This is a genomic window from Flavobacterium sp., assembly GCF_031381455.1.
GTDB lineage: Bacteria > Bacteroidota > Bacteroidia > Flavobacteriales > Flavobacteriaceae > Flavobacterium.
In genome coordinates, this window is record NZ_JANMXZ010000027.1 from 1 (window position 1) to 12,959 (window position 12,959).

Sequence of the window (12,959 nt, forward strand, 5' to 3'; positions counted from 1 at the left end):
TCCTTCTTCTGGCATATTCATATAATTCCTGTTGTTCTTTTTCCATAAGACGAAATTTTGATTATAAAGATAAAATTTATTTTGAAACACTAATGTTTTAAGTCAAGATTATTAAAGAGGAAATGTTTCAAGTTTAGAATGTGAAAATTTTATTCATTATTATTTAAGAATTCATTTGAAAATTAAGACTGTTTTTGCTATACTCACAAAACTTCAATCTACTTATTGGATGTTTGAAAAATAGGCTTACTTTTATATATAATTCTAAAAATGAAATGTTTATGTCAATAAAAAAGCAATTTGTAAAAACGAAACCGGTTTGTAAAGTTACATTTTCGGTAGAAGCAAAAGAAGCAAATGAAGCTTCAGTAGTTGGAGATTTCAATAATTGGAATCCAGCAGAAGGTGAATTGTCAAAATTAAAAACTGGAACTTTCAAAGCAACTTTTGATTTACCAAAAGACAATTCTTTTGAATTCAAATATTTAGTTGATGGTGCTTATGTTAACGATCCAGAAGCAGATAGTTATGCTTATAACGAATTTGCTGGTGCAGAAAATAGTGTGTTAGCACTATAATTTTGGTTTAGGTTTATTGGTTAAAAATCCGTTTCGATTTTATCGAGACGGATTTTTTGTTTTAAACAGCCACAATGCCTTTAATATGAGGATGAGGTTCGTAGCCTTCTAAAGTAAAATCCTCAAACTTAAAATCAAAGATATTCTTCACTTCTGGATTCAGTATCATTTTAGGTAAAGCTCTTGGCTCACGTGACAATTGCAATTCCACTTGTTCAAAATGATTATTATAGATGTGTGCATCGCCAAAAGTGTGAATGAATTCACCGACCTGCAAGTCGCAAACCTGCGCAATCATCATGGTAAACAATGCATAAGAAGCAATGTTAAAAGGAACACCAAGAAAAATATCAGCACTTCGTTGGTACAATTGACAAGATAGTTTTCCGTCGGCTACATAAAACTGAAAGAAAGCGTGACACGGTGGCAAAGCGGCTTTTCCGTTGGCTACATTTTCAGCAAATGATTTTGAAGTATCAGGAAGAACTAAAGGATTCCATGCGGAAACCAACATGCGTCGACTGTTTGGGTTTTTCTTCAACGTATCAATCAATTCGGTGATTTGGTCAATTTCTTCACTGTTCCAATTGCGCCATTGATGACCGTAAACCGGACCTAAATCCCCATTTTCGTCTGCCCATTCATCCCAAATTTTAACACCATTTTCCTGAAGATAGCCAATATTGGTATCGCCTTTTAAGAACCAAAGTAATTCATAAATAATCGATTTTAAATGCAGTTTTTTCGTCGTTACTATCGGGAAACCTTCACTTAAATCAAAACGCATTTGGTAGCCAAAAACACTTTTGGTTCCCGTTCCTGTTCTGTCTCCTTTTTGACAACCGTTTCCCAAAACGTGTTGCACTAAATCGTGGTACTGCTTCATTTTTATGTGGATTTGGTTATTTGTGGATTTGGTTATTCGAAATACAAATAACCAAATAACCACATAACCGAATTAACTTTCTCGTTTTGAAATCTCGTCTCTAATCTTCGCTGCTTTTTCGTAGTCTTCGTTTTGAACTGCTTTTTCCAACGCTTCGTGCAATTCAGAAAGACTCATGCTTTTATATATATCCGTTGAGGCATTGCCTTCGCTGTCTAATCCAAAAGTTTCTGGTGTCGAAAGTACACCTTCATCATCTGGATTTTGGTTTTCTAATTCTGTTGGATTATTCAAATAAATCCCGGCTTTGTCCAATATGTTTTTATAGGTAAAGATTGGTGCCGAAAACCGCAACGCTAAAGCAATAGCATCCGAAGTTCGGGCATCAATAATTTCTTCAATTTTGTCTCTTTCGCAAATAATGCTGGAGTAGAAAACACCATCAACCAGTTTGTGAATGATTACCTGTTTTACCACAATATCGAATCGGTCAGCAAAACTTTTGAACAAATCATGAGTCAGTGGACGTGGAGGTTTGATTTCTTTTTCGAGAGCAATTGCAATTGATTGTGCTTCAAAGGCACCAATTACAATGGGTAATTTCCGTTCGCCATCTACTTCATTTAAAATCAAGGCATACGCACCATTCTGCGTTTGACTATAGGAAATTCCTTTTATGGTTAGTTTTACTAAACTCATTATTTGTAAGTATCAAGACTTGAGTATTACGTATCAAGACTTTTATTCATTGTCTATTAAGTGTTCCGAAAGTTCGGAATGCAAAGTAACAAAAAGTTTTCGCTTCTAGAAACGAAAGTATAAAAAAAGAGCCGCCGAAAATTTTATTTTTCGGCAGCACTTTTTTTGAATTAATAAGTTATTTTTATCTTTTTATCGAACTATTTGATACCTGACTGCCACTGGCAGTCCTCCTCTTAATATCAAATGTTTTGTGCTTTAAATTCTTTTAATTTTTGTGTCAATCTTGGAAGAATTTCCAATGCATCACCAACGATTCCGTAATCGGCAACTTTAAAAAATGGCGCATCAGCATCAGTATTGATTACCACTTTCACTTTAGAAGAGTTGATTCCGGCTATGTGTTGAATAGCACCCGAAATTCCAACCGCAACATATAAATTGGAAGCTACAGGTTTTCCGGTTTGGCCAACGTGTTCACTATGTGGACGCCAGCCCAAATCAGAAACTGGTTTTGAACATGCAGTTGCTGCTCCAAGTACTGAAGCTAAATCTTCCAGAATTCCCCAGTTTTCCGGACCTTTTAAACCACGACCACCAGAAACTACAACATCAGCATCGGCAATGGTTACTTTTCCGGTTGTTTTTTCTACTGATTCTACTTTTACATTAAAATCAGCATCGCTTAAACTTGGTGAAAAACCTTCTTCGGTTGCAGATGAAGCACTTTCAAAAACACCATAAGAGTTTTTTGAAAGGCTTAAAACTTTAATATCTGTATTGATTTCAGTGATGTTAAAAGCTTTGTTTGAAAAAGCACTTCTTTTTACTTGAAATGGCGATGTACTCAAGGGCAATCCAACCACATTTGAAGCAAATCCGGCATCTAAACCAATCGCAACTAGAGGTGCCATGTATAAACTGTCGGTTGTAGAAGATAATAAAATTACTTTGGCTCCTTCTTTTTGTGCTGCTTGTTTAACAACATCAGCGAAAGCTTTTGCATTGAAATTGTTCAATTTATCGTTAGTTACTTTCAATACTTTGTCTACTCCGTATTTTGATAATTCGGAAACATCTCCAGCATTTACCGTTACAGCCGTAACTGTTGTTCCTAAAGATTCGGCTACTTTTTTGGCATAAGAAGCCAATTCAAAAGCTACTTTTTTAAATTTTCCTCCTGAAGCGTCGGGAGTTGATTCTGCGTATATTAATAATGACATGTTTTTATGTTTGTTTGGTTATTTGTTTATTTGGTTATTTGAAACAGGGCAAGTTGGTTGCCGACTGCTACTGTAAACTGAATACTAAATCACTTTTGCTTCGTTATGTAACGCGTTAATTAATCCGTCTAAATCATCTGAAGCGAATAATTTCACCGCTGATTTTGGAGCTGGTTTTTCAAATTTTACCGATTTCGTATTTTTGTTAGCAGCTACCGGTTCAAGAACAGTTAATACTTTAGTTCTTGCTGTCATGATTCCTCTCATGTTTGGAATACGTAAATCTTTTTCTTCTACCAAACCTTTTTGTCCACCAATTACTAATGGGAGCGAAGCTGAGATTGTTTCTTTTCCACCATCAATTTCTCTGGCAGCTTTTGCTGATGTTCCATCAACAGTAATTTCTGTACAAGAATTCACAAAGTTAAAATCCAATATGGAAGCTAACATACCGGGAACCATTCCGCCGTTATAATCTAATGATTCTTTGCCGCAAATTATTAAATCATAACTGCCCGATTTTGCTACTTCGGCTAATTGTTTGGCCACAAAAAAACCATCGGTTGGAGCTGCATTTACTCTGATTGCTTCGTTAGCACCAATGGCTAGAGCTTTTCTTAACGTAGCTTCCGAATCGGCACCACCAACATTAACAACCGTAACATTAGCACCTTGTTGTTCTTGAAACCAAATGGCTCTTGTTAGACCAAATTCGTCATTAGGATTGATTACATACTGAACACCATTCGTGTCAAATTCTGTGTCTCCATTAACAAAATTAATTTTTGAAGTAGTATCAGGAACATGACTGATGCAAACTAATATTTTCATAAGTATATTGTGTTTGTTGAAAATTCGAAGCACAAAATTAGAATAATATTTCGAATTATATACTATGCACGCATAATATTTTTCACTATTATAACGATTTCGTAAAGTAACAATTTTATAACACAAAAAAATAGTTGTATAAATCTTCAAAAGTTATGGTAGACTATCTTTATAAATGAAATTTTAACATTCAACTTTTAAATAACATCAAAATGAAAAAGGTATTAATTGCATTGGATTATGGACTTTCGGCTCAAAAAATTGCAGAAAAAGGATTTGAATTAGCTAAAAGCATGAATGCCAAAGTTACGCTGTTGCATGTAGTTGCTGATGAATCGTATTACACAAGTATGGATTCTGCACCTTTTATGGGTTTTTATGGTTATGATTTTTTCAATATTGATAAAAGAGATAGCCTAATCGAATCTTCAAAGAATTTTTTGGAAAAGATAAAAAGGCATTTAAAAGATTCTGATATTGAAGTTGTTGCTGAACAAGGAGATTTTCCTTCTGTGATTTTAGATACTGCAACAAAATTGCACTCAAATATAATTATCATGGGTTCACATAGCAAAAATTGGCTCGAAAAAGCAGTGATTGGTGGTGTTACAGAAAGTGTTTTAGCAAAAACTAAAATACCAATGTTCATCATCCCGATAAAAGAACACAACTAATTTAAATTTTTAATCATGGAGACGAAAAAACAGCAAGATAAAATAGAAAAAGTGATGCACGAATTTAAGGAAGGTAAATTAAAATCGGGAAAAGGCGGTGTTGGCGGAAAAGTAATAAGCCGTGATCAAGCTGTAGCAATAGCGTTAAGCGAAGCGGGTTTAAGTAAAAAAAGAAACTCTAAAAAATAATAGCATTAGATAAAATGGAACTGTCACATCAAATGTCCTATTTGTTCATTTTGGCAATTCCAATTGCATGTATCACTTGGACAGTAACTCGGGAAGAAATTTTTAAGGAATTAAGGGAGTTTTGTATTGATAAATCCAAATTCTGTAAAACGATGTTCCAACGTAAATTTTTCTACTTGTTTACCTGCGAATATTGTTTTAGCCATTATGTGACCTTGTTTTTTTTATTCATTACAAAATTTCAGTTGTTCTATGATGATTGGCGTGGCTACATAATTTCAATGTTTGCTTTGGTTTGGATTGCTAATGTTTATATGAGTCTTTTTGGCTTCATAAGAGTAGGAATGAAAAAAGAAAAAATGGATGCCGATATCGAAGAACTAAAACTAAAAAAAGAAAAGGAAAAATTAAAGTAATAAAATTAAAATCAAAATATCATGAACACAACACCCAAAATATCAAAAGACACCACAACAGAAAATCCCAATAAGGTCTATCCTGGTTATCCAACCTATCCGCCAAATGAAGATATTTATAATAAGGATAAGGAAGAAACCGAAATAGATCCTGAAGATATTTCTAAAAGAAAACCAAATAATGAAAAGGATGGGAAGTTCAATGAAAAAAACTTCAATCAGGATAAATCAGGAGATGATTTAGATATTCCAGGTTCTGAATTAGATGATGAACAAGAAGACATAGGTAGTGAAGACGAAGAAAATAACGGTTACAGCATCGGCGGAGATAACCACAATAATTTAGAAGAAGATAATGTTTAAAATTAATAATCACATACAGAGAATAATCATGGAAACACACAACGAATCAACATTAGCAATTATAGAAAGCCACAAAAACGCAGCTCAGGAACACCAGGAAGCAGCAAAAGCACATCTAGAAGCCATGAAATATCATGCAGGAGGAAAGGAACTTGAAGCTAACGAAAGCGCCAAGTCTGCAATTGAATTCAGCGAAAAAGCAGCAGTTTACGATAAGGAAGTTGCCCAGCATCACGGATTATAATAGGTAATTCCTCGTCGTCTTTTCTCATTTCTCTTTTTTCTTTTTTCTTTCTCTATATTCTGTTTTCTTTTTTTTACTTTTGCTAACCAAAATTGACACAAAGAAATTTATATATGAGAACGATACAATTTAGAGAAGCGATTTGTGAGGCAATGAGTGAAGAAATGCGTCGCGATGAAACTATTTACTTAATGGGTGAAGAGGTTGCAGAATACAACGGTGCTTACAAAGCTTCAAAAGGTATGCTTGACGAATTTGGAGCAAAAAGAGTAATCGATACTCCAATTGCAGAACTTGGATTTGCAGGAATCGCAGTTGGTTCAGCAATGAACGGTTGTCGTCCGATTGTAGAATACATGACTTTCAATTTCGCATTAGTTGGTATTGACCAAATTATTAACAATGCTGCCAAAATGCGTCAAATGTCGGCCGGACAGTTTCCAATGCCAATGGTATTTCGTGGCCCAACAGCTTCAGCCGGACAATTAGGAGCAACACATTCACAAGCTTTTGAAAATTGGTTTGCAAACACGCCAGGTTTAAAAGTAGTGGTGCCATCAACTGTTTATGATGCAAAAGGATTGTTGAAAGCTGCCATTCGTGATAACGATCCTGTGATTTTCATGGAATCAGAACAAATGTATGGTGACAAAGGCGAAGTGCCGGAAGGAGAATATACAATTCCAATTGGAGTTGCTGATATAAAAAGAGAAGGAACAGATGTAACGATTGTTTCTTTTGGTAAAATCATTAAAGAAGCATTCATTGCTGCTGACGAATTAGCCAAGGAAGGAATCTCTTGCGAAATTATCGATTTGAGAACGGTTCGCCCAATGGATTATGATGCCATTATCACCTCGGTTAAAAAAACAAACAGATTAGTAGTTTTAGAAGAAGCATGGCCATTTGCTAGCGTTGCTTCTGAAATCACCTATATGGTTCAGGATCGCGCTTTTGATTATTTGGATGCGCCAATTCAAAGAATCACAACGGCTGATACACCTGCGCCCTATTCACCAACCTTATTAAAAGAGTGGTTGCCAAATGCAGAAGATGTTATAAAAGCTGTAAAAAAAGTTACTTATAAATAGACATTTAGATTGTTAGATTATTAGAAGGTTAGAAAAAAATCTAAAAATCTAAGAAGTCTAAAAATCTAATTATCTAAATACCTATATTTGAAACTTCATCAGACATTGATTTGGTGAAGTTTTTTTATGCCTATGAAAAAGATTTATTTTAGTTTATTTTTAATTGTTTTCACCACATTTTTAGCGGCTCAAACCAAAGTGAGCGGTATTGTGGTTGACAATACTAATCTGCCAATTCCTTTCGCTAACTTAGTTTTTAAAGGCTCCAATACAGGAGTTGTTTCCAATGAAGACGGAAGGTTTTATATAGAATCTCCCGAAACGTATACCGTAATATTAGTTTCATTTGTTGGATTTCCGACTCAGGAAGTCAAATTGACAAAGCAGGTAAGCTACGATTTTAAAATAGTCTTAAAAGAAGGAAACAGTTTGAAGGAAGTCAAAATTTATGCTGGAAAAACATCTAAAAAGAACAATCCAGCATTAGACATTCTTAGAAAAATTTGGGAGCGAAGAAGAAAGAATGGGCTAAAAATGTTCAAGCAATATCAATATGAAAAATACGAAAAAGTAGAATTCGATATGAACACCATAGATAGTGCTTTTATGAAAAGTAAAATTTTCAAAGGCATGGAATTCGTTTTCAAAAACATCGACACTTCTAAAGTGACAGGGAAAACATATCTTCCTATTTTTATCAACGAATCATTGTCCGATGTGTATGGAGACAATCAAAATAAAAGGTCAAGGGAAATCCTTAAGGCCAACAAAAATTCAGGTTTAGGAAGCGGTGATGGCGTGAACATGTTTATCAAAGATTTGTATAACGATTTTGATATTTATGACAACTATCTGAATTTCTTTGACAAAAGTTTTACGAGTCCGTTGTCACGAACAGGGATTGATGTTTACAACTACGTTTTGTCTGACACAGCAGTTATTAATAACAAATTGTGCTACAACATTGTCTTTTATCCAAGACGTAAAAACGAATTGACTTTTAAAGGAGATTTTTGGGTTAACGATACCACTTTTGCCATCAAGAAAATAAATATGGCAATTACCAAAAGTGCCAATATCAACTGGGTAAAAGATATTTATCTGGAGCAGGAATATGAAGTGTTGAATGATTCCGTTTTTCTGCCAACAAGAGATTATATGATGTCTGACTTTGCTTTGAGAAAGAAAGAGGAATCAAAAGGAGTTTATGGAAAACGTACAACCTTATATAGAAACTTTAAGTTTGATGGCAAGAAACCAGACAAATTCTACAAAGAAGAAGTCAATTACATAGACAATCAGGTTTACGGCAGGTCTAATGAGTATTGGGACGAAAATCGATTTGAAAATCTCAACAAAGACGAGAAAAAAATCTATGCCATGATTGACACGCTCAAAACGGTCAAGAAATTCAAACAACTTTATAGTCTAGTCTCAATTTTGGGAAGCGGTTATGTCGAAATCCCGAAATATCATTTGGATTACGGACCAATATTCTCAACTATTGGAAACAATGAAGTAGAAGGCTGGAGAGTCAGAGCCGGAGTTAGAACCTATTTTGGACCAAATGATCTCTGGAGAATACAAGGATATACGGCCTATGGTTTCAAAGACAATAAATTCAAATATGGCGCTTCAGGAAAATGGATGATTGATAAGAAAAACAGAATCATTATTTCGGGAGGAAATAGGCGCGATGTAGAGCAAATTGGTGCCAGTTTAACCACAACCAATGATGTTTTAGGTAGAAGTTATGCTTCTTCAGGATTGTTTACGACAGGTTCTAACGGTAAATTAACTAACATTAATCTCAGTACTTTGGCAGCAGAGATTGAGCCTATTAAAAATATAACCTTCCAGCTTGGTTTTTCATACCGAACTTTAAAGTCAGCTTCAGATACATTTGCACTAGATTATTATACTGATGCCACTTATACGAGTACCAAAAGCAATGTAACGCAATCGGAAGTAAACGTTCAGGTTGAACTTACACCCAAGAAAAAAACAATAGGATATGGTGTCGAAAGACGTGATATTGACGCACCGTTTAGTAGAATTTTTGTGAATTACAGCCAAGGATTTAAAGGATTTATCAATAGCGATTTTAGTTATCAAAAGATTCAGTTATATTACAAACAGCCCATTATTATTGGTCCGATTGGGCGCTCTAATGTTACTGTGGAACTTGGGAAAACTTTTGGACAAATTCCGTTGGGCTTAATGAGTGTTGTTCCTGGTAACCAGACACTTTTTATAATAGACAATACTTTTAGTAATCTTAATTTCTACGAATTTGTAGCCGATCAGTATGCAACATTGAAATGGGAACACAACTTTCAGGGAAAAATATTTGCCCGAATTCCGGGTTTAAGAAAACTAAATTTGCGAGAAATTGTAGGTATAAAAGGCGTTTACGGAACAGTTAGCGATGAAAACAAATTGATCAATGCTTCTGATTTAATATACCAAGCTCCGGAAAAACCATATTGGGAATACAATGCCGGAATTGGAAATATCTTCAAAGTATTCCGCCTTGATTTTGCATGGAGAGCTAACTATAGAGACATACCTGATACCAATAACTTTACTGTAAAGGGTTCATTCGGATTCTATTTTTAAAATGCAGGAAGCCATTTCATTTTTGGTTGAGAAAGAGCCCGTTTTCAAAAGTTTGCAACAGCAATATGACACTTTTTTTATTCCGTCAAGACCATCTGGATTTGTTACGCTTTGTAAATTAATCTTAGAACAACAGGTTTCTATCGATTCTGCGAAAGCCTGTTTTTTAAAAATAGAAAACCTTTTAGGAACAGTTTCTCCCGAAACAATCATAAAGTGTTCTGATGATCATTTGAAAAGTTGTGGCGTTAGCCGACAAAAAATAAGGTACCTAAAAATACTTTCGGAAGCGGTTTCGTCCGAATTGGATTTGGAAAGTTTTCCTTCAAAATCAGCTGATGAAGTTAGAAACGAACTCATTAAAATTAAAGGCATTGGTCATTGGACCATCGATGTGTATTTGATGTTTGCCATGCAATCGCCCGATATTATTCCGCTTGGCGATATTGCTGTTGTGAATACGATTAAGGAATTATTTGATGTTCATACCAAAGAAGAAATGACTGCGCTTTCAGAAAACTGGAAACCCTATAGAACCATGGCGACTTTTATGCTGTGGCATCATTACTTAGAGAAACGAAATCGAAAGCCTTTTGTTTAAAATTACTTGAAAAGACCGTATCTCAATACGCAGTAAATGGCATGAAAACCATCTTTCCAGTTGATTTTTTTACCTTCTTCAAAAGTTCTACCATAATAACTTATGCCAACTTCATAAATCCTGATTTTTGGAATTCGGGCAACCTTTTGGGTAACTTCAGGTTCAAAACCAAATCGTTTTTCCTTTAGTTTTATCGATTTTAAAATATCGGTACGGAACATTTTGTAGCAAGTTTCCATATCAGTCAAATTCAAATTGGAAAACATATTACTCAAAAAGGTCAAAAATTTGTTTCCGATGCTGTGCCAAAAGAACAAAATGCGATGCGGATTTCCGCCCATAAAACGGCTTCCATAAACTACATCGGCAACGCCATCGACTATTGGTTTTAAAAGAATGTTGAATTCTTGTGGGTCATATTCTAAATCGGCATCCTGAATCACAATCACATCTCCATTCGCCACTTTTATTCCCGTATGAAGTGCTGCGCCTTTTCCTCTGTTTTTATCATGTGCAATAAAAACAATGTTCAAGTAAGAATTATTCTCAATATACTTATTTACACTTTCAATAGTAGTATCAGTACTGCAATCATTCACGATGATGATTTCTTTTTCGATGTTATTCAGCAGTGAAACGGCTTTTATTTTATCCAATATTTTATAAATAGTTGGTCCTTCATTAAAGCACGGAATGATGATTGAAAGTCTTTTAATTTCCATTGAAATGATAAATAGGCTCAAAAATAGTTTTTTTGAATTAGCAGACAATGGTTTTACAATTAAATAAATCACTGTGAATTAATCCAGTCAGGTACAATTTTATTTATTTATTTTTTAACACATAGAAACATAGATTTTAAAAATTTGAAAAGACGTTTCACTTTATTAGAGTAAATCATAGTTATGTGAAACCAAGAATTGGTCTAGGGAAGTCTTTTTTTCTATGTTTCTATGTGGTTATATCTTTTAATTAGTAAATAATCGAATTTTCAATTAATTAAACCTAAAGGCATAAATTAAGGACTTACTGACTATTCAAACATTCGTTAATTATATTGTTTTTATTTGTTAAAGTTTTGTTACTTTTGCGACCGATAAAATTTATAACCAAAATTATATTTATGGAATCATACATGATTTATGTGCCAATAGTTATGGCGTTAATTGGATTGGCTTTTATGGCAATCAAAAGAGCTTGGGTTTTAAAACAAGACGCTGGCGACGGAAAGATGAAAGAAATTTCAGATTACATCTACGAAGGTGCGTTAGCTTTCCTAAAAGCAGAATACAGATTATTAGCAATTTTCGTAGTTATTGCGAGTGTTGTTTTAGCTGGAATTACGTTTTTACCAGGTGTAAAAACACATTTATTAATCGTTATTGCATTTATTTTCGGGGCTTTCTTTTCAGCTTTAGCCGGAAATATGGGAATGAAAATCGCAACAAAAACTAACGTAAGAACTACACAAGCAGCTCGTACAAGTTTACCACAAGCACTAAAAGTTTCTTTTGGTGGTGGAACTGTAATGGGATTGGGAGTTGCCGGGTTAGCTGTTTTAGGTTTGACAAGTTTCTTCATTATATTATACAACATGTTTATGGGCGGTGTTTGGACAAACACTGAAGACATGACCATAGTTCTTGAAACATTAGCTGGTTTCTCTCTTGGAGCTGAATCTATTGCATTGTTTGCTCGTGTTGGTGGTGGTATTTATACTAAAGCTGCTGACGTTGGTGCTGACTTAGTAGGTAAAGTTGAAGCTGGGATTCCGGAAGATGATCCAAGAAATCCTGCTACAATTGCAGATAACGTTGGTGACAACGTTGGTGACGTTGCCGGAATGGGAGCCGATTTATTTGGTTCTTACGTAGCTACAGTTTTGGCTGCAATGGTTTTAGGTAACTATGTTATCAAAGATATGGGAGGAAAAATCGAAGATGCTTTCGGCGGAATTGGTCCAATCTTATTGCCAATGGCAATCGCTGGTTTCGGAATTTTATTCTCTATCATCGGAACTATGTTAGTGAAAATAACAAGTGATGACGCTAAAGAAGCACAGGTTCAAAAAGCATTAAACATCGGAAACTGGGTTTCTATTGTTTTAACTGCAGTGGCTTGTTTCTTCTTGGTTGACTTCATGTTGCCGGAAACTATGAATATGAATTTCTATGGTGAAGGGATAAAAGAAATTTCTTCATTAAGAGTTTTTGGTGCTACAATTATTGGATTAATTGTGGGAGGAGCTATTTCATCAGTAACAGAATATTATACAGGATTAGGTACAAGTCCAGTTTTGAAAATCGTAGAAAAATCATCAACTGGTGCAGGAACCAATGTAATTGCTGGTTTGGCAACAGGTATGATTTCTACGTTCCCAACTGTACTTTTATTTGCAGGTGCTATCTGGTCTTCTTATGCTTTTGCAGGTTTCTACGGTGTGGCTTTAGCTGCTTCTGCAATGATGGCTACAACAGCTATGCAGTTAGCAATCGACGCTTTCGGACCAATATCTGATAACGCTGGTGGAATTGCTGAAATGAGT

At 34.8% G+C, this 12,959-nt stretch carries 15 protein-coding genes; 10 read left to right on the forward strand and 5 right to left on the reverse strand.

The genetic code is table 11. From position 1 onward, the window contains the following. Positions 1-281 precede the first annotated feature (281 nt). A complete protein-coding gene (locus tag RMN97_RS07375; protein WP_309613878.1) occupies positions 282-578 on the forward strand; it encodes an isoamylase early set domain-containing protein in 297 nt (98 codons plus the stop codon). 61 nt (positions 579-639) lie between these two features. On the opposite strand, the gene RMN97_RS07380 is transcribed toward RMN97_RS07375, so the two are convergent. The 4 genes from RMN97_RS07380 to RMN97_RS07395 form a co-directional block, all read right to left on the reverse strand. Continuing rightward, the gene (locus tag RMN97_RS07380) at positions 640-1,464 is read right to left on the reverse strand and encodes a thymidylate synthase (protein WP_309613879.1); all 825 of its coding nucleotides are present in this window, start codon (positions 1,462-1,464) and stop codon (positions 640-642) included. Between the two features lie 72 nt (positions 1,465-1,536). Then, the gene (locus RMN97_RS07385; protein ID WP_309613880.1) at positions 1,537-2,163 is read right to left on the reverse strand and encodes a bifunctional nuclease domain-containing protein; all 627 of its coding nucleotides are present in this window, start codon (positions 2,161-2,163) and stop codon (positions 1,537-1,539) included. Between the two features lie 242 nt (positions 2,164-2,405). Continuing rightward, on the reverse strand, positions 2,406-3,386 hold the full coding sequence (locus RMN97_RS07390; RefSeq protein WP_309613881.1) for an electron transfer flavoprotein subunit alpha/FixB family protein: 981 nt from the start codon (positions 3,384-3,386) through the stop codon (positions 2,406-2,408). Positions 3,387-3,470: 84 nt separating this feature from the next. Then, a complete protein-coding gene (locus tag RMN97_RS07395; RefSeq protein WP_309613882.1) occupies positions 3,471-4,217 on the reverse strand; it encodes an electron transfer flavoprotein subunit beta/FixA family protein in 747 nt (248 codons plus the stop codon). A 212-nt stretch (positions 4,218-4,429) separates the two neighbouring features. Between RMN97_RS07395 and RMN97_RS07400 the strand changes: the two genes are divergently transcribed. From RMN97_RS07400 to RMN97_RS07435, 8 genes are all read left to right on the forward strand, one after another. Further along, on the forward strand, positions 4,430-4,891 hold the full coding sequence (locus RMN97_RS07400; protein ID WP_309613883.1) for a universal stress protein: 462 nt from the start codon (positions 4,430-4,432) through the stop codon (positions 4,889-4,891). A gap of 15 nt (positions 4,892-4,906) precedes the next feature. Then, positions 4,907-5,080, forward strand: a complete 174-nt coding sequence (locus RMN97_RS07405; protein ID WP_309613884.1) for a DUF6496 domain-containing protein — start codon at positions 4,907-4,909, stop codon at positions 5,078-5,080. A gap of 14 nt (positions 5,081-5,094) precedes the next feature. Next, positions 5,095-5,496, forward strand: coding sequence for a hypothetical protein (locus RMN97_RS07410; protein ID WP_309613885.1), 402 nt, complete (start codon positions 5,095-5,097; stop codon positions 5,494-5,496). A gap of 21 nt (positions 5,497-5,517) precedes the next feature. Continuing rightward, positions 5,518-5,859 carry a hypothetical protein gene (locus tag RMN97_RS07415; protein ID WP_309613886.1) on the forward strand — a complete coding sequence of 114 codons (342 nt, stop codon included), beginning with the start codon at positions 5,518-5,520 and terminating at the stop codon, positions 5,857-5,859. 28 nt (positions 5,860-5,887) lie between these two features. After that, on the forward strand, positions 5,888-6,103 hold the full coding sequence (locus RMN97_RS07420; protein WP_309613887.1) for a hypothetical protein: 216 nt from the start codon (positions 5,888-5,890) through the stop codon (positions 6,101-6,103). A 113-nt stretch (positions 6,104-6,216) separates the two neighbouring features. Beyond that, positions 6,217-7,194, forward strand: a complete 978-nt coding sequence (locus RMN97_RS07425) for a pyruvate dehydrogenase complex E1 component subunit beta (protein ID WP_309613888.1) — start codon at positions 6,217-6,219, stop codon at positions 7,192-7,194. A gap of 132 nt (positions 7,195-7,326) precedes the next feature. Next, positions 7,327-9,813, forward strand: a complete 2,487-nt coding sequence (locus RMN97_RS07430; RefSeq protein ID WP_309613889.1) for a DUF5686 family protein — start codon at positions 7,327-7,329, stop codon at positions 9,811-9,813. Position 9,814: 1 nt separating this feature from the next. After that, the gene (locus RMN97_RS07435; protein WP_309613890.1) at positions 9,815-10,414 is read left to right on the forward strand and encodes a DNA-3-methyladenine glycosylase 2 family protein; all 600 of its coding nucleotides are present in this window, start codon (positions 9,815-9,817) and stop codon (positions 10,412-10,414) included. 2 nt (positions 10,415-10,416) lie between these two features. Here RMN97_RS07435 and RMN97_RS07440 read toward each other — a convergent pair whose 3' ends face one another. Next, positions 10,417-11,136 (reverse strand): glycosyltransferase family 2 protein, encoded by a 720-nt coding sequence (locus tag RMN97_RS07440; RefSeq protein WP_309613892.1) that lies wholly within the window; start codon positions 11,134-11,136, stop codon positions 10,417-10,419. Positions 11,137-11,537: 401 nt separating this feature from the next. On the opposite strand from RMN97_RS07440, the gene RMN97_RS07445 reads away from it, so the two are divergent. Further along, positions 11,538-12,959: sodium/proton-translocating pyrophosphatase (locus tag RMN97_RS07445; protein WP_309613891.1), on the forward strand; the 1,422-nt coding region annotated here is incomplete at its 3' end.